The following is a 23638-nucleotide window of genomic DNA, read 5'->3' as shown; positions in this document are numbered from 1 at the left end:
ATAGGGACGGCCCGGCCGACAGGAGGACATGATTTTCGGGTTCGATTTCGCATTCGCCGACCAGCCGTGGCTCCAGACCCTCACCGCGCTCGCGATCCTCGCGACGGTCGCCGCGGCCGCCAACTGGCTCTCCAAGGTCATCGCTCTCAAGGGTCTCAGCCGCGCGCTCGCGCTCACCAGCTTCGGCGAGGAGAAACGGACGCTTTCGCGCATGGCGTGGCGGCTGTCCTACCTCGTTCCCGCAATCATCGTGCAGATGGGCATCGCGGGCGTCCCGCACCTTTCCGATACGGCGATCACGCTCGTGCGGAACGTCGCGGCCGCCTTCTCCATCGTCACCGTCGCGATGGCGATCAGCAGCGGCCTCAGCCTTCTGAACGACGTCTACCAGCGCCGCGAGGACGCCGCGCAGCATCCCATCAAGGGCTATGTGCAGGTCGGCAAGATCGTCGTCTACTGCGCCGCCGCGGTGCTCGTGATCTCGGCACTGATGGACCGTTCGCCCATCATCCTCCTTTCGGGCCTCGGCGCGCTCGCCGCCGTGCTGATGCTGGTGTTCCAGGACACGATCCTGTCGCTGGTCGCCTCCATCCAGATCACCTCCAACGACATGCTGCGCGTCGGCGACTGGATCGAGATGCCCGGCCAGAACGCGGACGGCGACGTCATCGACATCGCGCTCCACACGGTGAAGGTCCGCAACTGGGACAAGACCATCACCACCATCCCGACGAGCAAGCTCATCAAGGAATCCTTCAAGAACTGGCGCGGCATGTTCGAAACGGGCGCCCGCCGGATCAAGCGCGCGTTGCTCATCGACCAGACCAGCGTCGGCTTTCTGGACGCGGAACAAACCGCGCGGCTGAAGCGCTTCGCGCTGATCGCGCCCTATCTGGCCGACAAGCAGGCCGAAATCGAAAGCTGGAACCGGGAACAGGGCGCGTCCGAAGCCGTGAACGCCCGCCGCCTCACCAACCTCGGCACCTTCCGTCACTACGTGGACGCGTATCTCCGCGCGCATCCGCGCATCGCGGACACCCAGACCACGATGGTGCGCCAGCTCGCCCCCACGCCGACGGGCCTGCCCCTCGAGGTCTACTGCTTCACGAACACGACCGCGTGGACCGAGTACGAGTCGATTCAGGCCGACGTCTTCGATCACCTGCTCGCGATCCTGCCGGAGTTCGGCCTCCGCCTGTTCCAGGAGCCTGCCGGGCACGACTTCGCGAGGGCGCTCGCGCGCGAAACCTGACATGCAGCGGACGGCAGGGCAGCCATGCGTTTGTGACAACCCCGCGACAAACCGGGCAAGGCATCCTATATGAGCCGACGAATCGCCCGCCGCCACGGAGCGCCTGATGTTTGATATGATTTCGCACCCCTTCGACGACGACAAGCTGAAGGAGGAATGCGGTATTTTCGGCGTCTGGGGCGCCGAGGGTTCCGCCGCGCTCACCGCGCTCGGCCTGCACGCGCTCCAGCACCGCGGTCAGGAGGCGGCGGGCATCACCAGCTACGACGGCAAGACCTTCCACAGCCACCGCGCGATGGGCCACGTCGCCGGCAATTTCGACCGCGACGAGGTGATCCGCGAGCTGCCCGGAGAGGCCGCCATCGGCCACGTCCGCTACTCCACCACCGGCGCCTCGGCGCTCAGGAACGTGCAGCCGCTGTTCGCCGAGCTGTCCTCCGGCGGCTTCGCGGTCGCGCACAACGGCAACATCTCGAACGCCGCGCACGTCCGCCGCGAGCTGAACCGCCGCGGCTCGATCTTCCAGTCGACGAGCGACACCGAGGTCATCATCCACCTCGTCGCCACCTCCGCCTACCGGCCCCTGCTCGACCGCGTCATCGACGCGCTGAAGCAAGTGGAGGGCGCCTACAGCCTCGTCATGCTGACGGACGAGGGCCTCATCGCCTGCCGCGATCCGCTCGGCATCCGCCCGCTCGTGCTCGGCCGCCGCGACGACGCCTACATCCTCGCCTCCGAAACTGTCGCGCTCGATGTCGTCGGCGCCACCTACCTGCGCCAGATCGAGCCCGGCGAGATGGTCGTCATCAACGAGAAGGGCCTGCGCTCGCTGCGCCCCTTCCAGACGATGCGCCCCCGCCCCTGCATCTTCGAGCACGTCTACTTCTCGCGCCCCGATTCGCTGCTCGACGGCCTTTCGGTCTATCAGGTCCGCAAGAACATCGGCGCGCAGCTCGCCATCGAAAGCCCGGTCGACGCCGACGTGGTGATCCCGGTGCCGGACAGCGGCAACCCCGCCGCCATCGGCTACGCGCAGCAGTCCGGCCTGCCGTTCGAGCTCGGCATCATCCGCTCGCACTACGTGGGCCGCACCTTCATCCAGCCGGGCGACGCCATCCGCAATCTCGGCGTGAAGCTGAAGCACAACGCCAACCGCCCGGTCATCCAGGGCAAGCGCATCGTGCTCATCGACGATTCCATCGTGCGCGGCACCACGTCGGTGAAGATCGTGCAGATGATGCGCGAGGCGGGCGCCACCGAGGTCCACATGCGCATCGCCTCGCCGCCGACGCGGCACAGCTGCTTCTACGGCGTCGACACGCCGGAGCGCGCGAAGCTGCTCGCCGCGCAGATGGACGTGCAGCGGATGCGCGACTTCATCAAGGTGGACAGCCTCGCCTTCCTCTCCATCGACGGCCTCTACAAGGCGCTCGGCGAGGACATGCGCGTGGACGAGACGCCGCAATATTGCGACGCCTGCTTCACTGGCGAGTACCCGACGCGCCTCACCGACTACGAAGAGAGCGCCGCCTCCGATCAACTCGTCCTGCTGGCGGAGCGCGCAGGCTGACATGAGCGACATCGAAAAGCCGGTCGCGCTCGTCACGGGCGCCAGCCGCGGCATCGGCGCCGCAACGGCGAAGGCGCTTGCCGCCGCCGGTTATCACGTGCTGCTGACGGCGCGCACCGAAGGCGGGCTCGAAGCCACCGAATCCGCCATCCACGACGCGGGCGGCAGCGCCACCATCGCGCCCTTCGACATCACCGACGGCGATGCCTTGGACAGGCTCGCGCAGGCGGTCGGCGGTCGCTGGGGCAAGCTCGACGCGCTGGTGCTGAACGCCGCGATCCTCGGCGATCTCATGCCGGTCAGCCACGTCGAGCCGAAGGACTTCGAAAAGCTGTTCAGAACGAACGTCACCGCGAACTACCGCCTGATCCGCGCCTTCGACCTGCTGCTGAGGGCCAGCCCCGATGCGCGCGTCGTCGCCGTCACCTCCAGCGTCGCGACCGCGCCGCGCGCCTACTGGGGCGCCTACGCCGCCAGCAAGGCCGCGCTCGCCAACCTCGTCGAAACCTACGGCCTCGAGGTCGCCGCGATCAGCAAGGTGAGGACGCACGTCTACAACCCCGGCGCCACCGCCACCGCGATGCGCGCCAAGGCCTACCCGGGCGAGGACCCCGCCGCGCTGAAGACCCCGGAGGCCGCCGCCGCGGAGATTGCCGGGCTGATCAGGGCCTGACCCGACAGGCTCATATTTTCCAAACAGAGAATAACTTGCCCGTTCGGGAATCGGCTTTATGGTTGCGGCAAGACCATAGCCGGGGGAAACCACATGCCCGTTCGCCGCTGCCTCGCCGCTCTCCTCGCGTCCGCGCTCGCTGTCGCGGCACTGCCGTCCGCCGCCGAGCCCCTCCCCGCCAGCGACATCCCCGCCGACTTCAAGCCGTCCGACGCCCTCAAGGACTTCACGATCCGCGAGGTGCAGATCCCGATGCGCGACGGCGTGAAGCTGCACGTCAACCTCGTCATCCCCAAGGGCGCGAGAAACGCGCCGATCATCTTCTCGCGCACGCCCTATTCGGCGGACAAGGCGATCACCGGCCTCGCGTCCAACCGCTATGCGCTGGCGCTTCCCGTCACCTATGCGGAGCTTGCCGCCGCGGGCTACATCATCGCCGTGCAGGACGTGCGCGGCCGCTACCGGTCGGAAGGCGACTACATCGTCACCCGGCCCCTCGCCGGTCCGCTCAACCCCACCGACGTCGACCATTCGACCGACACGTGGGACAGCATCGACTGGCTGGTGAAGAACGTGCCGGAGACGAACGGCAAGGTCGGCACCATCGGCGTCAGCTACGGCGGCTTCACGACGCTGATGAGCCTCGTGAACCCGCACCCCGCGCTCGGCGCCGCGGTTCCGATCAACCCGCTCGTCGACGGTTGGGTCGGCGACGACTGGTTCCACAACGGCGCCTACCGGCAGAGCTTCCTCGACTGGGTCTACCGGATGACCGCCGACAAGTCCTCGAAGCACGCGCTCCAGTTCGATCACTACGACACCTATGAAAGCTGGCTGGGCGCGGGGTCGGCGAGCGACATGGCGAAAGTGCTCGGCATCGCGGACTTCCCGGTCTTCAGGAAGGCCGCCGCGCATCCGGCCTACGACGAATACTGGCAGCAGCAGGCGCTCGACCGGATTCTGGCGAAGGAGCCGCTGAAGGTGCCGACGCTCCACGTCCACAGCCTCTGGGACCAGGAAGACATCTACGGCGCCCCCGCCGTCTACAAGGCGATGGAGCCGAAGGACGCGGGCAACAGCCGCAACTACATGATCATCGGCCCGTGGCAGCACGGCCAGAGCAACGTGCAGAACGGCGCGAAGCTCGGCGCCATTGATTTCGGCAGCAACACCTCGGCCTGGTATCGCAGCGAGGTGCTGATCCCCTTCTTCGACGCGCACCTCAAGGATGGCGCCCCGAAGGCGGACCTCGCGCCGGTAACGGCGTTCGAGACCGGCGCCAACGTCTGGCACCGCTACGACCGCTGGCCGATCTCCTGCGCGAGCGACTGCCCCTCGCAGTCGAAGCCGATCTATCTGCAACCGGACGGCGGGCTCGGCTGGAGCGCCCCCGCGGCACGCGCCGCGTTCGCCGAATATGTCTCCGATCCGGCGCGCCCGGTGACGTACCGCGAGCGTCCGATCCTTTCGACCTACAACCCCAACACGACATGGGGCCGGTGGCTGGTGGACGACCAGCGCTTCGCCGAGGCGCGGCCCGACGTCGTCACCTTCGTCAGCGAGGTGCTGACCGAGGACGTGCGCCTCGCCGGCCAGCCGATTGCGAAGGTCTTCGCCTCCACGAGCGGTACGGACAGCGACTGGGTGGTGAAGCTGATCGACGTCTACCCGGCGGAATACCCGGCGGCGCCGGAAATGGGCGGCTACGAACTGGCGATCTCGATGGACATATTGCGCGGCCGCTACCGCGACGACCCGTCGAAGCCCACCGCGATCCCGGCGAACAAGGTCGTCCCCTACGAGATCAGGCTGCCGGACGTGAGCCACCGCTTCCTGAAGGGCCACCGCATCATGGTGCAGATCCAGTCGAGCTGGTTCCCCCTCTACGACCGCAACCCGCAGACCTTCGTCCCCAACATCTTCTTCGCGAAGAAGGAGGACTACAGGAAGGCGACGCAGCGGATATACACGTCGTCGCAGTACCCGAGCCGGATCGAGCTGCCGGTGGTGGAGTAGAAGCCGCCGGCGCTAGGGCGGATCGACATTCAGCCCTAAACCGCTGCCGCCTTGCGGCGGCGGTTCCACAGGATCAGCCCGATGACGGTCATGGTCAGCAGCCAGAAACCGGTCAGCATCACCAGCACGCGGCCCACCGGCCCGATGATCTCCCCCGTGTGCACGGGGTATGGAAGCGCCATGAACTTGTAGGCGGCGCTGGCCGTCTTCAGAGGCCAGACGCCGCGCACGCTGGCGTCGTTCGCGTTTATCATCACGAGGCTGCCGCCGTATCCGTTCTCGCGAAAATACTCGCCGGGCTCGTTCACCCACGCGCGGTAGGTGGCGTCTTCCCGGGTCGGCATGGTCGTGCCCACGAACCGGCTGCCCGGTATCGCTGCTTCCGCCGCTCTGGCGGCTGCGGCGAAGCCTGCCCCCTCGCCTTCGGGCGCAACCGCGGGAAGGTTGATCGGAGGCGCGCCTATCGGCCCTTCGATGCTGTGCTCGAAGAAGATCACCACGGCCGCGCCGACGACGACGAAGGCGGGCACGGCGCCCACGAGCCCGATGGCGCGATACCAGCGTTCCAGCCGCTCTCCGGGCGCGCCGCGGCGGGGGCTGAACACGTCGCCCCATCTCTCCCCGCGCGGCCACATCCTGTAGAGTCCCCGGATCAGGGCGCCCAGAAGCACGATGCCGCTGATCGCGAGAATCCATTCCCCGACCGCGCCCGACGCAAGCGACAGGTGAATTTCCCGCACCCATTCGAGTGCGGTGCGCTGATTTCCGCCGGTATCCAGAAGCACGCTGCCGTCGCCGGCGATGCGCACGTTGCGGCTGCTTCCGTCCGCGGCCGTGTAGTTGATGAAGAAGCGGTCCTTCAGCCCCGCGGTCGTCCAGATCCAGTTGACCTTCGCCGCGCCGCCGTCCGCTTCAAGAGCGTTCATGCGCTGCTCGATGGCCGCGAAGTCCTTCGGCGTTTCGGCCGATGAAAGGAGCCTGTCGTTTATCTCGAAATGGTAGGTCAGCAATATTCCGGTCACGGCCAGCAGCAGCCAGATGAGCGCCACCGCCGCGCCCAGCCACCGGAAAACCGTGGCGGCAATGCGCCCCGTCGGTGCCTGCTGGTCCAGTCCGATCGAATCCGCCATCGCTTACCCCTTCCCTTGAACGACCCGGCTCTTGTTTTTGCGCTGTTCCTCTGCGTCGGGGCAGCAAACAACGCCGACGCAGGCAAGCACCCGAAAAGCATCCGGGCCTCCCAACCCGCGGAAGACCATGATGGAATTGTCGGCATGGCGTCACAATCGGACGATTCGGGTCATCCGTCGGCAAATCGGGTAAGATACGCGCAGGACCTGCGCGCCTACTCCGCCCGGTCCCCGAATCCGTGCAGCCGCTTCGCCCATTGATACCCGATCACCGCGCCCTTCACGGGTTGCAGCAGGGCGAGCGCGAGGGCGGCGGTGAGGGTAAGCCAGATCGGGATCTGGTATTCGTAGGGGATGTCGAACGCCGCGTTCACCTCGTACATCGTCGGCACGAGGATGTGGCCGAGCAGCAGGATGACGATATAGGGCGGGAAGTCGTCGGCCTGGTGGTGGTGCCACGCCTCGCCGCACTTCGGGCAGTGGTCCACGGGCTTCAGGAAGCGGCGGAACAGTTTCGCCTCGCCGCAGGCCGGACACTTGCCCGCCAGCGCGCGCGGGAGGAAGCTGCGGAACGAGCGGTTCGCCTCGTCCGCCGCAGCGGCGTTTTCCACGGGCATCAGGCGGCCTTCGCGCCCTTGCGGAGCTTCGCGAGCTTCTTCAGCAGCATGTCGCGCTTCAGCTTCGAAAGATGGTCCACGAAGAGGATGCCTTCGAGGTGGTCCATCTCGTGCTGCAGGCAGGTGGCGAGCAGGCCGTCCAGTTCTTCCTCGTGCGCCTTGCCGTCGTAATCCAGCCACTTCGCGCGGATGCGCGCGGGGCGGTCCACGTCCGCGTACTGCTCGGGCACCGAAAGGCAGCCCTCGTTGTAGGTGGAGGTTTCCTCCGAATGCCACAGGATCTCGGGGTTCACGAAGTAGAGCGGCGTCTTCACCCGGTTTTCGGGCTTGTCCTCCGCGCCTTCCGGCACCTCCTGGAGATCGATCACCAGCACGCGCTTCGGCACGCCCACCTGGATGGCGGCAAGGCCGATGCCGGGCGCGTCGTACATCGTCTCCAGCATGTCGTCCATGAAGCGGCGCAGGTCGTCGTCCACGCGCGCCACGGGTTCGGAAACCTGCCGCAGCCGGGGGTCCGGCGCCTCGAGAATGGGTAGAATGGCCATGCCGGATAGCTAGGTATGCGGGCGCCTTCGGTCAAGGTGCGCGAATGTCTCAGGCGCGCGGGCCATGACCCCGCCGTTTCCTGCCGCGACGTGCGAGCGCCAGCGCCCCGATGCCGAGCGCGAACAGCCCGATCGCCGCGGGTTCCGGTATGGCGCGCGCGGGCACGAGGAAGCCCCGGATCTCGCCGGCGGGAAATGCCGCCGTGTGGATGTTGAGATAGGCGCGTCCCTCCGCCACGCCGGCGAGCAGCGCCGCCTCGGCGCCCGCAGGCGTGCCGCCGTTCGCCGTGACGAACGCGGGGTTGAAAGACGACGGCAGCGTAAGGTCGAACGTCATCGCATAGCTTCCCGAGGTCACGCCCGCGGGAAAGCCCGGAAACGTCGGCACGGCCGTCGCGACGCCGACGTTGCCCGCAACCGGGGCCGCCGTGCAGCAGTGGATATGCGCGGCGGTCACCGTGCCGGTCAGGCCGGAAAACGCCACCTCCAGCGTCATGGTATTGAGATCGCTATCGAACGTCAGCGTGGCGGTGCCCGTTCCCGCGGAGGGGGTGGACGGTTCCTCCGCCCCGCCGCTCAGGCTGGTTTCGTAAACGATGATGGCCGCAGCGGCGGGCGCCACCGTGCCGAACGTGAAAACGGTTGCGGCAAGCAGAAATCTGTACATGGCGCTCCCTCCTCGTCAAAGGAACCGGCCCCTCGCCATTGGCATTCCTTACGCAAGATTCGTGCCTTCACGGGCCCCGAATGGTTTCAGGCACTTGCGGGGAAGGCGTCGCGGCGCGTGTAAAGCAGCCCGACAGAAATGCGCCGCAAAGCCGTCAGCCCACGGGCCGCCGTGCGCGGAGCGCCTGTGCGATCGTGCCTTCGTCGAGATAGTCGAGCTCGCCGCCCACGGGCACGCCGTGCGCGAGCTGCGTCACCGAAACGCCGGTGCCCGCCAGCCGCTCGGCGAGGTAGTGCATCGTCGTCGCACCTTCCATCGTGGCGTTCATGGCGAGCACGACCTCCTCGATGCCGCCCGCCGTCACGCGCGCCATCAGCTGCGTGATGCCGAGGTCGTCCGGCCCCACGCCTTCCAGCGCCGAAAGCCGCCCGCCGAGCACGTGGAAGCGGCCCGGGAACAGGCGCGCGCGGTCCATCGCCCACAGGTCCGCCACCTCCTCCACCACGCAGAGCAGCTTCGTGTCGCGGCGCGGGTCGGTGCAGACGCCGCAGGGGTTCGCCGTGTCGACGTTGCCGCAGACATCGCACGTGGCGAGGTTCGCCTCCACGGCTTCGAGCGCGGCGATCAGCGGTTTCAGCGCGATCTCGCGGCGTTTCAGCAGGTGCAGCACGGCGCGGCGGGCCGAGCGCGGGCCGAGGCCGGGGAGCCGCGAGAGCGCCTGCGTCAGCGCGTCGATTTCGGGGGACGACATAGGATGCCCATGTATCGGCGCGCGCGGGCGTCTTGCAAGTGCCCCGCGCGGGGGCTAGCGGGTCCCACATGCGGATCGTCTTCATGGGAACCCCGGCCTTCGCGGTGCCGGCGCTCGAGGCTCTCGTGGCGGCGGGGCACGAGGTTGCCGCCGTCTACACGCAGCCGCCCCGTCCGGCGCAGCGCGGCAAGCAGCCCCAGCCTTCACCCGTCCAGGTCGCCGCGGAACGTCTCGGCCTTCCCGTGCGCTGCCCGGTGAACTTCCGCGACGATGCCGACCGGCATGCCTTCGCCGCGCTCCATGCCGATGTCGCGGTGGTCGCCGCCTACGGCCTCATCCTGCCGCAGGCGATCCTCGACGCCCCGCGCCGCGGCTGCCTCAACATCCACGCCTCGCTGCTTCCCCGCTGGCGCGGCGCCGCGCCCATCCAGCGCGCGATCCTCGCCGGAGACGCGGCGACCGGCGTCACCATCATGCAGATGGAGCGCGGCCTCGACACCGGCCCGATGCTGCTCGCCGCCGAAACACTGGTGGATGGCAAGACCGCGGGCGAGTTCACCGATGAGCTCGCCGCGATGGGCGCGGCCCTGATCGTGGGCGCCCTCGCCCGTCTCGACACGCTGGTGCCGGAGGCGCAGCCCGCCGAGGGCGTCACCTACGCGCACAAGATCGACAAGGCCGAGGCCGCGCTCGACTTCACGCGGAGCGCCGAAGAGGTCGAGCGCACCGTCCGCGCCTTCAACCCCGCGCCCGGCGCCTTCGCGCCGCTGGGCGGGGAGCGCCTGCGCATCCTCGCCTGCGCGGTCGTGGAGGGGACGGGCGAGCCCGGCGTCACGATCGACGACCGCCTCACCATCGCCTGCGGCGTGGACGCGATCCGCCCGACGCTCGTGCAGCGCCCCGGCAAGCGTGCGATGGACGTCGCCGGGATGCTGCGCGGCTTCCCGGTCCCGGCGGGAACGCGGCTCGGCTGATGCAGCGCTTCAAGCTGACGATCGAGTACGACGGCCGCCCGTTCGTCGGCTGGCAGCGGCAGGACAACGGCCCGAGCGTGCAGCAGGCGCTGGAGGACGCCGTCTTCGCCGTCACGCAGGCGGAAGCGCGCGTGTACGGCTGCGGGCGCACGGACGCGGGAGTCCACGCCGAGGGGCAGGTCGCGCATGTCGACATCGCCAGGCCGCTGGCGCCGTTCCGGCTTCAGGAGGCGCTCAACGCCCACCTGCGCCCCGCCCCGGTCGCGGTCGTCGCCTGCGAGGCCGCCGCGCCCGATTTCCATGCCCGTTTCGACTGCACGGGGCGCCGCTACCGCTACGACATCGTCAACCGGCGCGCGCCGCTCACGTGGCAGTCCGGCCTCGCGTGGCATGTCGCGCGCCCGCTCGATGCCGATGCGATGCACGCGGCGGCGCAGATCCTCGTCGGGCGGCACGACTTCACCACGTTCCGCTCGGTGCACTGCCAGTCGGCCAGCCCGCTGAAGACGCTCGACACGCTCGATGTCGTGCGCGACGGCGACCGGATCAGGGTTCACGCCGCCGCGCGGTCGTTCCTCCACCATCAGGTCCGCTCGATGGTCGGCTGCCTGAAGCTGGTCGGCGACGGCAGCTGGAGCGCCGACGATCTCCGCCGCGCGCTCGCCGCTCGGGACCGCGCCGCGCTCGGCCTGAACGCCCCGCCCGACGGGCTTTTCTTCGTCTCCGCGCGTTACGGTTAAGTGTCGAAATCCTTTACGTTTTCGTGGCCTTCATTCCGGTTCTGTCACAACCGGTGACGTAACCTCCTTGAAACATGTAGAATTCCCATTTTGGCACAGTCCATGCATTCGTTGCGCTGGAATTCGAAGAGTAACAAACTCTCAAGTCCCGGGTCTTACGAAAGAGGCCGGTGGCGCCTGTCGCAGCTTTGGAGCACGAGGCCATGGCAGCCGCCGGATGAAGGGTTCGAGATGGCGTCACACGTCCGCACGGAACGGCACACTGCTGCGAGAAACACGATTCTGTTCTGGCTTGCCGGAGTCATCCTGTTTGCCGGAATCGGGATTCTGCTCACCTATCATGCGCTGCGCGACAGCTCGCTCTACGCGAACACGATGACGCCGCTGATGTCGGAGCGGGACCAGACGCGCCCGGCGTCCACGCTGAAAGCGGTGCGGGTCCGCCCGCAGACCGACGCCGCCGCGGACATCGCGCGCGCCCATTCGAGCGCGGTCGCCTCGGCGAAGAGCGACGCCGCGCCGGCACCGGATGCGCCCGCAAGCCCCGCCGCCGAAACGCCGGCTCCCGAAACCGCACCGCCGCCGCCCGCGGCGCAATAGGGCTCAGGCGGCGAGCGCCGCCGCCGGAGTCGCGGCCAACGCCGCAAGCGACCCTTCCAGCATCAGCATCTGCCACAGCAGCCGGCTGTGATCCGCGCGGCCGCTGCGATGCGCCGCCGCGCAGGCCGCGAAATAATTCATGTCGAACCAGCCGCTGCCGGCGACGTTGGAGCCGTTCGCGAGCGCGGCGACGCGGTCCGCGAGCGCGCCGCGGAACCAGCGGTCGATCGGCACGGAGAAGCCCATCTTGCGCCGGTAGAGGATGTCCTTCGGCAGGTACGGCTCCATCGCCTTCTTCATCAGCCACTTGCCCTCGCCGCCGCGCAGGCGGAGATCGCTCGGCAGCCCCGCCATCCAGCCGACGAGTTCATGGTCGAGCAGCGGCTCGCGCGCCTCAAGGCTCACCGCCATGCTGGTCCGGTCCACCTTGGTCAGGATGTCGCCGGGCAGCCAGATCATCAGGTCAGCGTATTGCGCGCGGCCGAGCATGTCGTCGGCGGGCGCGGCGCGCATCGTGTCGGCATAGAGCGCGCCCGCCCAGTAACCGCCGATCGCGCGCTTCAGCGCATCCGAGAACAGGCGCGACCGGATGCGGTCCGGAGTCGCGCTGACGGCGTGGAAATAGGCCTCCGCGCTGTCCATCGCGATCGCCTCGAACGTCGATTTCGCCCGGAACATGCGCGGCGCCCAGTCGAGCTTCGGCCATGCCCGGCCCAGCCGCCCGAAGACGCTCTCGCGCAGGCCCGGCGAAAACGCCCCGCGCACCCGCTCCTCGTTCATGTAGAGCCTGTAGCGGCGATAGCCCGCCATCGCCTCGTCGGCGCCGTCGCCGGACAGCGCCACCGTCACGGTCTCGCGCGCCAGCTCGCTGACGCGGTAGGTCGGCAGCGCGGAGGCATCCGCGAACGGCTCGTCGAACGCGCGCACCAGCGTGTCGATGAGGCCGTAGTCGTCGGTCGTCACCGTCCGCGCGCGGTGGTGCGTGGCGTAGCGCTTGGCGATCGCCTCGGCGTGGCCGGTCTCGTCATAGGCCGGGTCGTCGAAGCCGATCGAGCAGCTGTTGACCGGCGTGTCGATCAGCCCCGCCATCAGCGCGACGACTGCGCTCGAATCGACGCCGCCCGAAAGGAACGCGCCCACCGGCACGTCCGCGACCAGCCGCAGCGCCACCGCCTCGCGCATCCGCGCCGTGAGTTCCTCCGCCAGCGCCTCGGGCGTGCCCTTCACGCGGCCGTCGAACGCGACGTCCCAGTAGCGGCGCGGACGCGCGCCCGTCTCGCCCCAGCGCAGCGTCAGCGTGTGCCCGGCGGGAAGCTTCTTCACCGCGCTCAGCAGGCACTTGTCGTCGGGCACGTAGCCGTAGGCGAAATAGTCCTCGATGGCGCGCGGGTCGATGGCGCGCGGCAGCCCCGGCCACATCAGCAGCGCCTTCAGCTCCGATCCGAAGATGAAGCGCCCGTCGCCGAGATCGGCGTAGTGGAGCGGCTTCACGCCCAGCCGGTCGCGGGCGAGGAACAGCGTGCGCGCGGTCTCGTCCCAGATCGCGAAGGCGAACATGCCGCGCAGCCGGTCGACGCACGCCTCGCCCCATGCGCGCCACGCCGCGATGATCACCTCGGTGTCGCTGTCGCGCCTGAAAACGTGGCCGAGCGCCTGAAGGTCGCGGCGCACCTCGCGGAAGTTGTAGATCTCGCCGTTGAAGACGATCTGCACCTTGCCGTCCTCGCTCGGCATCGGCTGCACGCCGCCCGCGATGTCGATGATCGACAGCCGCCGGTGGCCGAGCCCGACGCCCGGCGCGCGGAAGATGCCGCTGCCGTCCGGGCCGCGGTGCGCGATGACGTCGGTCATGGCGCGCAGCACCGGCTCCGGGACGGTCCGGTGCTCGCGCTGATCGAAATACCCGGCGATGCCGCACATGGCCCTAGCGCTCCACCGTCGCGTTTTCGATCGCGGCATCGACGGGGCCGAGCGCCGCCGCGAACCGTTCGATCGTCGGCATGGCGCTCACCAGGTCGTCCCGGCGGTCGGCCGAGATGACGAGCGTGCCCGCCAGCGTCTCGCCGCCGAGCAGCCGCGACTTCAATCCCTCGATCTTGGCCACGTAGTCGCTGCCGGTGAGCTTGCCGTTCACGAGGAAGAACTGCCAGTTGTCGCGGACCGCGCCGCTGTTCTTGATCAGTTGCGCGCGGCCGTTCGGCGGCCCCTTCTCGTTGCGCGTCCACGACCAGTCGCTGCCCGGCGGCAGCAGTCCCTGCTTGTAGCCGATCAGCTCGCCGTCCTCGCTCTGCCGGTCGAAAACCGCGATGTAGAGATCTATCGGCTGGCCCTCGCCGTCCGCGTACCGCGCGATCGCCGCGGCCGACGCGCCCTTGTAGTGCGGCTGCCATTCCGGGCGGCCTTCGATCCGCTGCCAGCCCGCCACCTCGGGAAGCGCGATCGCGGCAGTGACCGTGTCGGGCGCGCGGTTCGCGACGACGAGGCCGTAGACGGGACCCGCGACCATCGCCGCGATGCCGAGCGCGGCGGCCGCGGCGACCGCACGCGGCGCGGATGGCGCCGGCGGCACCGGCTGCAAGCGCGCCGGGTCGAACGCCGGATCGTCGACCGGGCGGTCGAAGAAGCGCCAGCCCGCGGCGACCAGCAGGAACATGACGACCGCGAAGAAGACCCAGCCGTAGATGATGTGATCGACGCCCGCCGCGAAGCCCGGCGTCGTCAGGTGCGAGATGTAGATCGTGCCGAAGGCGCGGATGCCGTTCGCGAGGATCGACAGCACGATGGCCGAGAGCACGAACAGGATGCGCCGCGTCCAGCTCTTGTAGCAGAGGTTGGCGACGAGCACGCTGAACGCGATCATCGCGATCAGGAAGCGCACGCCCGAGCATGCCTCGGCGACCTCGAAATTGCCGTTCGGGATGGCGATGAACACGCCGTCGATGAAGGCCGGGATGCCCGACCATTCGAGGAGCTTGATGCAGATCGCCGCGGTCAGCGTCTGCAGGATCGGCACGAGCTGCTCGCCCGCCGGGATCATGAACAGCGCGAAGAACAGCACGAAGGCGAGGCCCCGCGAGACCGTGAGGCCGAACACCAGCGGCACGGAGACGACAAGGAGGCCGACGACCGCCGCATGGCGCAGCAGGGCGACGCCGGAGGCCTCGCCCACCAGCCAGCCCGCGCCGCCGATCACCATCAGGATCGCCGCGGGATACCACGGTTTCGGCGTCAGCGCGGAAAGCTCGCCGCGCCGCTGCCACACCAGATAGGCAAGGATCGGCGGGATCAGCAGGCAGTGCCCGAACGTGTCGGTGTTCCACCACAGGTCGACAATGTGGGCGACATCCTTGTGCAGCAGCGCGAGGATGGCCGCGGCCACGACCGCCCATGCGACGATGGCGGCACGCCACCCCTTTCCGGCCGCAACCGTCCGGGTTTCGAACTCGGTCATATCGTTCATGCCGCTTCCACTTTCGAGTCTGCCGCGCCGAGGCCGAGCCACGCGTCGAGCTTCGCGAGCTGGGCAGGCCACGCGTAGCGGTTTTCCATCTGCTGACGGGCGTTTCCGGCGAGGCGCGCGCCGAGCGCCGGGTCATCCAGCACGGCGCAAACCGCCACCGCGAAGCTCTCCGCATCGCTGCGCACGAGAAGATCGCGTTCCGGCTCCGCGTCGATGCCGGACCACGCCGCCTCCGTCGCCACCACGGGCCGCGCCAGCGCCATCGCTTCCAGCACCTTGTTCTGCACGCCCCGCGCGATGCGGACCGGTGCAACCGCCACGTCGGCCGCCGCGACATAGGGCCTTACATCGGGCACGCGCCCGGTCACGACGATGCCCTCCCGGCTGGCGAGCGCCTGCACCTCGGGCGCCGGCTTGCCGCCGACCACGAAGAAGCGGGCCGCGGGATAGCGCTTGCGGACGAGCGGCAGGATGGCGTCCGCGAACCAGCAGACGGCATCGACATTGGGCCGGTAGTCCATCGCGCCCGTGAACACGAGCCTCGGTCCGGCCTCGTCGCCGAGCGGCGCGAAGTCCGCACCGGGCGAGAAATAGGCAAGGTCGACGCCGTTGTGCAGCGTATCGACCGTATGCGCGTAGGACCCGGCGATGCGCCTGAACATCGCCGTTTCGGCGTCGGAGACGAACAGGCTGACGTCGACATGCCGCGCCACCTGCTTCTCGAACGCCTGCAAGAGCTTCGCCTCGCGCGCGTAGAGCCGCGATTTCGGCCAGCGGCTCTCCTTCGCGTACTGCGCGAACTTGTCCAGATCGATGTCGACGAAATCCATCACCACCCGCCGCTCCTGCGACGTGTGGCCGAGCGCATAGGGCGCCATCTGGCTGGAAAAGACGAACACGCGGTCGATGTCGTCGTGCTTCACGCGGTCCCACACCCAGCGCTTCATGGCGCGGTCGTCGAACAGCGCGATGCTGAGCGCCTCGCCCTTGCACCAGCCGGTCCACGCGCGTTTCAGCTTCTCCTTCGGGTCCATCGGGATCAGCTTCACCGACTTGCAGACGCTCGCCAGGAACTCGGCGTGCTTCATGTCCTCCGGATCGTCCACGAACGCCCCGAGATGCACGGGCGCGCGCGCCGCGACGTATTTCAGGATGTTCCACGACCGGATCTTGTCGCCCTTGTCGGGCGGATAGGGGATGCGGTGCGCAAGGAACAGGAGGTCGCCCATCGCCCTACCCCAGCGACCGCGCGACCAGCGGCCCCACGCGGTTCGCGAGCCACAGCGGCAGGCGGCTCCACACCTCGGTCATCAGCCGGTACTTCGGGTTGTTGGGGTTGACGTCGGGCATCGTGCGGCCCTCCGCCAGCCGGTATTCGTAGACGAGCGGCTGCGGCTCGAAGCCCCAGTTCTTCTTGAACGCGAACGCGCCGGTGTCGTACTTCGAGCGCCCGAAATCGAAGGCCCGCCGCCCGCGCGCCACGGCGTGCTCCATCAGCATCCAGTACATGTGGTCGTTGGCGCGCAGCGCCCGCGCCGCTGCCGTGCCGCCGCCGTAATAGGGGTACACGGTGTCCGCGTCGTAGAGCGACAGCACCGAGGCCACGGGCTTTTCCTGATGGTACACGGTCAGGACGTCCGCATCGTCGCCGAAGTGGCGGACGATCTCCGCGAACAGGCGCGCCGGAAACACCGGCGTGCCGAGGTTGCGGACGCTTTCGGAATAGACGGCGAAATGGTCGCGGAGCGCCTTCGCGTCGGAGGCGACGCGCACGCTGAGGTCCATCGTCAGCGAGCGGCGCACTTCGGCGCGCTGCTTCCTCGGGATCGCCTTCAGGTTCGCCTCGCTGTCGGCCGCGAGCGGGCGTGCGAAGTTGGCGTATGTCTCGGCCTTCACCGCCCAGTCCGGGTGCAGCGCCTCGGTGCCGCGATATTCGAGCACGCCGATGTTCGCCGCCTCGGCGATCGCCCACGCCGCCTTGTCGAGCGCGGCAAGCGCGCGCGGATCGGCGGCGAGCGGCCCGCCGCGCACGGCGAAGGCGTTCGAGATGAGCGCGGAGCCGAACAGGCCGGAGCGCAGCGCGATCAGCGGCAGCACCGCCTCTCCCGCCATCAGGTAATGCGGCGTGTGGCCGAGCGCGTCGCGGATCGCCCTGCCCCATGCCGTCCGGTGGAACGGCGTCGCGCCCGGATGCTTGAGGACAGCGGCGTCGAACGCCGCCGACGCCCCGGCGTCGTCGAGGTCGATTTCCGTCACCGGAGGCGCGATCGGGCTTTCCGCGTTCATGCCGCCGCCTTCAGCGCCTCGCGGCCGAGGAACACGCGGTCCATGCGGTCCCAGCGGAACCGGTCCAGCAGGCGCGTGAGCTTGGCCTCCATGACATCGAGGTTCGTATAGTGGCGTATGCGCGACCTGAGCGGCGCGCCCGGCACCACGGGCTGCTCGGGGTCGATCTCCCACGGGTGGAAGTAGAACACCGTCGCCTGCCCCTCGACGCGGTTCACGCGGTCGATGGCCCATTCGGAGAGGCCGTAGGGCAGCAGCCGGAAGAAGCCGCCGCCGCCGCACGCCATGCGGCGGCCCGCGTACTCCACCGTCGTCACCGGCACCTCGACCATGTCCGACCCCGCGACCGGCCTGTGCGGGAAGCGCGGCGCTTCCGGCCAGCCGTAGTGGTCGTGCCGGATCGGCGCGACCGACGAGCTGTAGGCGTAGCCTTCCTCGGCCAGCACCTCGAGCGCCCAGCGGTTGCCGCTGCCGATCGAGAAGCTCGGCGCGCGGTAGCCCTTGACCTCGGCGCCCGCCGCATCCTCGATCAGCGCGCGCGCCTTGCGGATGTCCGCCCGGAAGCTCTCCGGCGCGAACGTGTGCACGCGGTCGTGCGCGTAGCCGTGGTTGGCGATCTCATGGCCGTTCTCGACGATGCGGCGCATCAGCGCCGGTTCGCGCTCGGCGACCCAGCCGAGCGTGAAGAAGGTCGCCGACACGCCCTTGTCGGCGAAGAGCTGAAGCGCGCGCTCGGTGTTGCGGACGACACGGCTGTCCCAGCGCGGCCAGTCCTCGCGGCGGATGGTCGCCTCGAACGCGCCGACCTGGAAGTGCTCTTCCACGTCGACCGACATCGCATTGCAGACGCCGCGGTTCGCCACGGCGCCGCTCATGCGCTTCGGCTGACGCCGTAGGGGCCGCGCTCGACCTCGTTCTGCTCGACGAGATCGGAAAGAATTCTCAGGACTTGCCGCAGGTTACGGTCGTTTTCTGAAGCATAATGTTCAAGACGGTCGATACGCGCGATCAGCCGGTCGTCGATCGTCGCGGCCGCCCCGCCGCCGATCCCGGCCACCGGCTGCACCTGCGGCGCGGCAGCGGGAACGGCCGCCAGCGAGGCGCTGTTCGGCGGGATGATCTTCTCGCGGTCGCGCGGCGCGTTGTCGCGCTGCAGGTCGTCGGTCACCTCGCGCACGATCGTCTCGTCGATCTCGTGCTTCTCCTCGAGCGCGCCGAACAGCAGCACGCGCGCGCAGAGGTTGTTCAGCTTGCGCGGCACGCCGCCCGAATAGTCGAAAAGCGCGTCGTAGGCGTCGTCGGTGAAGGTCGGGTCGCCCGACCAGCCGCACAGCGCCAGCCGGTTCTCGACATAGGCTGGAATCTCGTCGCGGCGCATCGGCTCCAGGTGGTGCGAGGCGATGACGCGCTGGCGGAGCTGCTCGAGCTCCGACGAATTCGCCAGCTTCTCGCGGAACTCCGGCTGGCCGAGCAGGATCGTCTGGCTGAGCGGCTGCGCGCCGGCGCTGAAGTTCGAGAGCATCCGAAGCTGTTCGAGCGAGCCGATCGGCAGGTTCTGCGCCTCGTCGACGATCAGCAGCACGCGGCGGCCCTGCTGGTGCTGCACGCGCAGGAAGTTCTCGATGCGCGTCAGCAGCGTCGCGACATCGAGGTTCTCGGCGTTGATGCCGAGCCCGGTGGCGATCATCTTCAGGAGGTTGTCGGCATCGACCAGCGAGGTGACGATGTTGGCGACGACGAGCTTCGAGCGGTCGATCGTTTGCAGCAGGCGGCCGACCAGCGTGGTCTTGCCCGCGCCGACGTCGCCGGTGATGATGATGAAGCCCTCGCCCTGGCCGAGGCCGTAGGTGAGGTAGGCCATCGCTTTCCGGTGCGTCTGCGTGTCGACGTAGAAGCGCGGATCAGGCGTCAGCTGGAACGGGCGTCCGTTCAGGTTGTAGAACTCGGTGTACATGCTCGTGCCTGTGTTCCTCGAAAACGCCCCCCGGCTTACCTCGTCGTCGTGACGTTTCCATCAATCCGCCATCAGAAATTGTATCTCACACCCACGGAAGCCGTGAAGGATGACGTATCCTGATAGCCTTCGCTGAAGCGCTGGGTTCCATAGAGCGAGGCATTGCCGCGCAGATTCCTGCTCAGCCGCCGCGAATACTGCGTGCCGACCGTGACCTGCGTGTCCTTGCGCCGGGCCGACAGCGCATAGCTGTTGCGCGCCGCCAGCGCATCGAAGCCGAGCGACTGGAGATCGCCGAGCCGAAGCACGACGCGCCCGCGCACGCCGAAGGATTCGTCGTGCCCGAAAAGGCCCGTCGGCAGTTCGGCCTGCGTGGGCGCCTGCAGCTGCTGCGCGTCCACGTAGCGGCGCCTGTCGTAGTAGGCCGTGGCGGACCATGTCAGCGCCTCGAGCCTGCGGGAGACCATGAACAGTCCGCGATCGGACTTGAACGTCGCCGGCGTCAGCGATTGCGTGAACCCGCCCAGGCAATCGCCGTCATCCGATTCCGGGTCGATGCCGATGACGCAGAACGGAATGCCGAGTTGCTCCAGCCCCGCGACGCGGGCGACATTGACCGGAACGCCGTTGATCGACTGGGTGAGCAGGCGGCTGAAGCTGTTCAGCGTCTGCTGGAAGTTGGCGCGCACGGACATGCCGTTGCGCGAACGATGGTTGAAGTTGAAGAAGAAGTTCGCCGAACCGTAGCGCTCGCCCGCCCGGAATTCGAGCGACGTGCGGCGCGACGGCGTATAGCGGAAGCCCGCATTCCAGTACATGCCGCTGAAATCGTAGGCCGTCCGTCGCGGCATCGTCGGGTCGACCTGGAAACGCCCGTTATCGTCGAGGTCCGGCAGGCCGGTGTCCGGGTCAAAGAGAATGCTGTCCTGCGTGTTTTCAATGTCTTCGTAGCCGGCGCTGCCAAGAAGCTCCAGCTTGCGCGACACGCGGAAGCCAAGTTCGCCGCCGGCGCTGTAGCCGCGGTACTTCTGATCGAGCTGATCGACGTCCTCGTGCGTGGCCTGCGCGTCGAGCGACCAGTTGATCGTGTTGGTCGCGCGCGTCGAGGCGAGCGTCACGCCTGCGCTCTGCGTGATGGAATCGCTGAGCCGCGAGCCGATACCGTCGCTGGGGTCGAGCCCGATGCTGCCGGGATTGGTGAACCCCTCGCGCGGCGAGTCGGCGGACACGGCGCCGAGCCGGTAGCGGCCCTGAAACGTCGCGAAATCGCCGAGGCGCTGGTGGATGCTCGGCTCCACGTAGCCTGAAAATATCTGCGTCTGGTTGCCGCTCTCGTCGTCGGGGTTGACGGCATTGAAGCCGCGCATGTCCGTCGTGTACTGCGACGCCGTGCCCCCGGCATTGATCATCAGGAAATCGTCGATCACCTCCGCCCGCACGTCGGCGTTCGCATAGTGACGGTTCTTCCGGTTGATGTTGCCGAATTCCTCGATCCGGCGCGCGTAGCGATAGCCGAGCTTGCCCTCGACCCGGTTCGTATCGAGCAGGGCGGCGAAGCCGGCGCCGGCTTCCAGCCATCCCCGCCCGTCACGGTTTTTCCCGTCCGACACGACCTGCCGGAGCGATACGAACGGGTTGATCTCGACATCGGCGGATGCCGACGCGGGCATCATCGCCGTCAGCACCGACACCGCCATCCCGGTCGCCGCGAGCGTCCGGCGGCGCCTGTATCCGCGGCTCCCGCCGCCCGTCGTCAAAGTGCCCGTCACGTCAGCTTCCATAACCGTAATACGTCCCGAAGCGCCTGCCGACACCGGCATAGCGTACCTTGTTGAGGAGCAGTTGCACGTGCTCGCAGCCGCTCATCAGCGACAGGCCGTCGCGAAGCTCCGTCTCGCGCGTGTTCTCGGCCTCGACCACGAACATCACCTGGCCCACGTGCATGGCGAGCACCGAGGCGGCCGACGACGCCAGCGCGGGCGGGGAATCGAATATGACGATGCGGTCGCTGTAGCGCTTGGCGATCTCCTCGACCATGTCGCCCATGCGCTCCGACGCGAGCAGCTCTGTCGTCAGGTTGTGCTGGCGCCCGGCGGGCAGCACGGAGAGGTTCTCGATGTTGGTGCGGATCAGGCAGTCGGACAGGTCGAGCGACGGATCGGCGATCACGTCGATCAGGCCCTTGCCGCCTTCGAGGCCGAGCGTCGAGAGGATCTCGGGCTTGGCGAAGTCCGCGTCGACGAGCAGGACCGTGAGGTCGCGCTCGGAAGCGATCGAAAGCGCGAGGTTGGTGGCGCAGAACGTCTTGCCCTCGTTGGGCTGCGCCGAGCACACCAGGATGAGATTGCCGTTGCGGATCCCGTTCTCGCCGCGCGCCATCGCGTTGATCAGGAGCTGCCGCTTGACGATGCGGAACTCCTCGGCGGTGGCCGTCGCGGGCGCGTCCGGCACCACGTAGCCGAGATCGCGGAGTTCGGAGAGGTCGATGACGCCGCGGCGGCTGGTGCGGTTGCCGTCGTCCGCGGGCAGATGCACCACGGGCGTTTCCGGCGTGGCGAATTGCGGCGCGAACTGCGGCTGCGGCGACACGGACACCGGCGGCGCGGCTGCTGGCTCGGGCGCAGGTGCGCGGGGGGCCGGAGCGCGCGGGGCCGGAGCGACCGCCGGCACCACGGCCGGACGCGACGCCTCGGGCTTCGCGGCCACGCCCTGGTCAAGCCGTCCGGCGGCCCGCTCAAGCAGCGAGGCGCGCGGCGTTCCGGACGGTTTCTCTTCACTCATCTTCTTTACCTTCCGCGCACGCGGCAAAAGCCGGTGCGTTAAACGAGTTCATACAGCAGCAGGGCAAGATAGATCACGATGAGCCCAAGGCTCAGCACGCCGAACCCCCAGAGCCACACCCTGTTCTGGGCGCGCTGGTTGTCCGAGACGATCTCCGTGACCGAACCCAGCACCGGATAGTCGAAGCGTTTCTCGAGCTGCGCCGCCGTGATGTAGGTCGTGTGCAGCTGGCTCAGCAGGAAGGAGAGCGCGCCGCCCGCGCCGAGGCCGACCAGCAGCACGAGGCTGAGGTAGAGCGGGCGGTTCGGCGCGATCGGCTCGCGCGGCTGCGAGGGCGGATCGACGACGCGGAACTTCACCTGCTGCGTCTTGGTCTCGACATCGCTCCTGAGGCGGATTTCCTCACGCGACTTCAGCAGCTGGTTGTACTGCGACTGCAACACCTCGTAGTCGCGGTTCAGCTTGGCCTGCTCGGCGACGATGCCCGGCTGCTGGACCTGCCGCGACGCCATCTCGGAAATGGCGTTCTGCAACTGCGCCCTGCGCGCCTCGAGCGCCGCGACGGCGGACTGGCGCTCGAACACCATGCTCCTCAAGTTGACATAGACCGGGTTCGCCTGCGCGGCCTGCTGGCGAAGCTCGGGGTCCTTCGCCTCGCGGGCGGCCTGCTGCTCCAGCCGGCGGACCTGCGCCTTGGTGGCCACGACGTCGGGGTGCTGGTCGGTCCAGCCGCGCGCGTACATGTCGCTGAGGCTGCGGCCCAGCGCGGCGATCTGCTGCTGCGTCGGGCTCGATGTCATCGCGCCCTCGATGACGAACGAGGGGGCATTGATGGTCGACGGCGTTCCGCCGATCTGCCGTTGCAGCGCCAGAAGCGAGTTGCGGGCCTGCGCGAGCTCGATCTCGACACGGTCGAGGTCGGTCCGCGCCGAGGTCAGGCGCGTCGTGATGTTGCCCTGCCCCGGCAGCATGCCGAGGTATTTCTCCTCGAACTCCGCCTTGCGCCGCTCGGCTTGCTCGAGCTGGCGCTCGCGCTCGGCGAGCTGGTCCTCGAAGAAGCGGATCGCCTCGTTGATGTCGTCGCGGTCGGACGCGACGTTCTCTTCCATGAAGATCTGGATGAGGTTGTCGACGACGCGCCGCGCGAGGTTGGCGTTCTGGGCGTTGCTGCGCGACGGATCGTTCGACTTGTAGATGATGGTGAACAGGTCGGCCTGCTGGCTCTGCACGGAGATGTTGTTCGTCATCCGCGCGATGAGCTCGTCCAGTTCCCGGTCGCTGTCGAGGCCGACATCGAGCTCGGTGCGGCGAACGACTTTCTCCATGTTCACGCGCGACGTCAGCGTGCGACGGACGACGTCCACCTGCCGGAGCAGGTTCGCGCCCTGGTATCCGAGCTTCTCCGGAATCAGCGACGCCCAGTCGACGTAGACGCGGGCGCGCGATTCATAGGTGTTCGGGATCGTCGCCACGAACACCCAGCCGAGGAGGCACACGGCCCACATCAGCGCAAGCCCGTACCAGCGTTTGCGCCAGACCCCGTACAGGGTCGTCATCACTTCTTCCTGGATCGAATTCATGGCTTTCGCGGACCGCCTGCGTGACAAGGATGAACGGCCAAC

21 protein-coding genes are annotated in these 23638 nt (G+C 68.3%); 7 read left to right on the top strand and 14 right to left on the bottom strand.

Annotation, left to right across the window (positions count from 1 at the left end; translation table 11 throughout):
* The first annotated feature begins 28 nt into the window (after nucleotides 1-28).
* The 4 genes from PE061_RS15770 (at nucleotide 29) to PE061_RS15755 (ending at nucleotide 5511) form a co-directional block, all read left to right on the top strand.
* On the top strand, nucleotides 29-1252 hold the full coding sequence (locus PE061_RS15770; RefSeq protein WP_271256187.1) for a mechanosensitive ion channel family protein: 1224 nt from the start codon (nucleotides 29-31) through the stop codon (nucleotides 1250-1252).
* Between the two features lie 106 nt (nucleotides 1253-1358).
* Complete coding sequence (gene purF / locus PE061_RS15765; protein ID WP_420794312.1) at nucleotides 1359-2822, top strand: amidophosphoribosyltransferase; 1464 nt, start codon at nucleotides 1359-1361, stop codon at nucleotides 2820-2822.
* A 1-nt stretch (nucleotide 2823) separates the two neighbouring features.
* Complete coding sequence (locus PE061_RS15760) at nucleotides 2824-3495, top strand: SDR family NAD(P)-dependent oxidoreductase (RefSeq protein WP_271256186.1); 672 nt, start codon at nucleotides 2824-2826, stop codon at nucleotides 3493-3495.
* A gap of 93 nt (nucleotides 3496-3588) precedes the next feature.
* The gene (locus PE061_RS15755) at nucleotides 3589-5511 is read left to right on the top strand and encodes a CocE/NonD family hydrolase (RefSeq protein WP_271256185.1); all 1923 of its coding nucleotides are present in this window, start codon (nucleotides 3589-3591) and stop codon (nucleotides 5509-5511) included.
* Nucleotides 5512-5546: 35 nt separating this feature from the next.
* On the opposite strand, the gene PE061_RS15750 is transcribed toward PE061_RS15755, so the two are convergent.
* From PE061_RS15750 to recR, 5 genes are all read right to left on the bottom strand, one after another.
* Nucleotides 5547-6641: a PepSY-associated TM helix domain-containing protein gene (locus PE061_RS15750; protein WP_271256184.1), complete on the bottom strand. Its 1095-nt coding sequence runs from the start codon at nucleotides 6639-6641 to the stop codon at nucleotides 5547-5549.
* A 215-nt stretch (nucleotides 6642-6856) separates the two neighbouring features.
* Nucleotides 6857-7258 carry a DUF983 domain-containing protein gene (locus tag PE061_RS15745; RefSeq protein ID WP_271256183.1) on the bottom strand — a complete coding sequence of 134 codons (402 nt, stop codon included), beginning with the start codon at nucleotides 7256-7258 and terminating at the stop codon, nucleotides 6857-6859.
* On the bottom strand, nucleotides 7258-7803 hold the full coding sequence (def, locus tag PE061_RS15740) for a peptide deformylase (protein WP_271256182.1): 546 nt from the start codon (nucleotides 7801-7803) through the stop codon (nucleotides 7258-7260). The genes PE061_RS15745 and def overlap by 1 nt, the downstream gene beginning before the upstream one ends.
* Nucleotides 7804-7852: 49 nt before the next feature.
* Nucleotides 7853-8470, bottom strand: a complete 618-nt coding sequence (locus PE061_RS15735) for a CHRD domain-containing protein (RefSeq protein ID WP_271256181.1) — start codon at nucleotides 8468-8470, stop codon at nucleotides 7853-7855.
* Nucleotides 8471-8624: 154 nt separating this feature from the next.
* The gene (gene recR, locus PE061_RS15730) at nucleotides 8625-9221 is read right to left on the bottom strand and encodes a recombination mediator RecR (protein WP_271256180.1); all 597 of its coding nucleotides are present in this window, start codon (nucleotides 9219-9221) and stop codon (nucleotides 8625-8627) included.
* A 68-nt stretch (nucleotides 9222-9289) separates the two neighbouring features.
* Here recR and fmt point away from each other — a divergent pair, with 68 nt between their 5' ends.
* The 3 genes from fmt (at nucleotide 9290) to PE061_RS15715 (ending at nucleotide 11535) form a co-directional block, all read left to right on the top strand.
* On the top strand, nucleotides 9290-10195 hold the full coding sequence (gene fmt, locus PE061_RS15725; RefSeq protein ID WP_271256179.1) for a methionyl-tRNA formyltransferase: 906 nt from the start codon (nucleotides 9290-9292) through the stop codon (nucleotides 10193-10195).
* Entirely contained in the window at nucleotides 10195-10935 is a 741-nt protein-coding gene (gene truA, locus PE061_RS15720; protein ID WP_271256178.1) for a tRNA pseudouridine(38-40) synthase TruA, read from the top strand. Before fmt ends, truA begins: the two co-directional genes overlap by 1 nt.
* A gap of 231 nt (nucleotides 10936-11166) precedes the next feature.
* Entirely contained in the window at nucleotides 11167-11535 is a 369-nt protein-coding gene (locus PE061_RS15715; protein WP_271256177.1) for a hypothetical protein, read from the top strand.
* Between the two features lie 3 nt (nucleotides 11536-11538).
* Here PE061_RS15715 and PE061_RS15710 read toward each other — a convergent pair whose 3' ends face one another.
* The 9 genes from PE061_RS15710 to PE061_RS15670 all read right to left on the bottom strand — a co-directional run bounded on the left by PE061_RS15710 (nucleotide 11539) and on the right by PE061_RS15670 (nucleotide 23572).
* Nucleotides 11539-13455 carry an XrtA/PEP-CTERM system amidotransferase gene (locus PE061_RS15710; protein ID WP_271256176.1) on the bottom strand — a complete coding sequence of 639 codons (1917 nt, stop codon included), beginning with the start codon at nucleotides 13453-13455 and terminating at the stop codon, nucleotides 11539-11541.
* 4 nt (nucleotides 13456-13459) lie between these two features.
* Complete coding sequence (gene xrtA / locus PE061_RS15705; protein WP_271256175.1) at nucleotides 13460-14995, bottom strand: exosortase A; 1536 nt, start codon at nucleotides 14993-14995, stop codon at nucleotides 13460-13462.
* Nucleotides 14992-16224: a TIGR03087 family PEP-CTERM/XrtA system glycosyltransferase gene (locus PE061_RS15700; protein ID WP_271256174.1), complete on the bottom strand. Its 1233-nt coding sequence runs from the start codon at nucleotides 16222-16224 to the stop codon at nucleotides 14992-14994. The genes xrtA and PE061_RS15700 overlap by 4 nt, the downstream gene beginning before the upstream one ends.
* A 4-nt stretch (nucleotides 16225-16228) precedes the next feature.
* The gene (locus PE061_RS15695) at nucleotides 16229-17281 is read right to left on the bottom strand and encodes a FemAB family XrtA/PEP-CTERM system-associated protein (protein WP_271256173.1); all 1053 of its coding nucleotides are present in this window, start codon (nucleotides 17279-17281) and stop codon (nucleotides 16229-16231) included.
* A complete protein-coding gene (locus PE061_RS15690; RefSeq protein WP_271256172.1) occupies nucleotides 17278-18156 on the bottom strand; it encodes an XrtA system polysaccharide deacetylase in 879 nt (292 codons plus the stop codon). The genes PE061_RS15695 and PE061_RS15690 overlap by 4 nt, the downstream gene beginning before the upstream one ends.
* Nucleotides 18153-19235 (bottom strand): XrtA/PEP-CTERM system-associated ATPase, encoded by a 1083-nt coding sequence (locus PE061_RS15685; RefSeq protein WP_271256171.1) that lies wholly within the window; start codon nucleotides 19233-19235, stop codon nucleotides 18153-18155. The genes PE061_RS15690 and PE061_RS15685 overlap by 4 nt, the downstream gene beginning before the upstream one ends.
* Nucleotides 19236-19306: 71 nt before the next feature.
* The gene (locus PE061_RS15680) at nucleotides 19307-21004 is read right to left on the bottom strand and encodes a hypothetical protein (protein WP_271256170.1); all 1698 of its coding nucleotides are present in this window, start codon (nucleotides 21002-21004) and stop codon (nucleotides 19307-19309) included.
* Nucleotide 21005: 1 nt separating this feature from the next.
* Nucleotides 21006-22016 carry an XrtA-associated tyrosine autokinase gene (locus PE061_RS15675; RefSeq protein ID WP_271256169.1) on the bottom strand — a complete coding sequence of 337 codons (1011 nt, stop codon included), beginning with the start codon at nucleotides 22014-22016 and terminating at the stop codon, nucleotides 21006-21008.
* A 38-nt stretch (nucleotides 22017-22054) separates the two neighbouring features.
* Nucleotides 22055-23572, bottom strand: a complete 1518-nt coding sequence (locus PE061_RS15670) for an XrtA system polysaccharide chain length determinant (protein ID WP_271256168.1) — start codon at nucleotides 23570-23572, stop codon at nucleotides 22055-22057.
* Nucleotides 23573-23638: the final 66 nt, after the last annotated feature.

Source organism: Sphingosinicella microcystinivorans (assembly GCF_027941835.1).
Lineage (GTDB): Bacteria > Pseudomonadota > Alphaproteobacteria > Sphingomonadales > Sphingomonadaceae > Sphingosinicella.
This window is presented reverse-complemented; position numbering and strand designations above follow the sequence as displayed.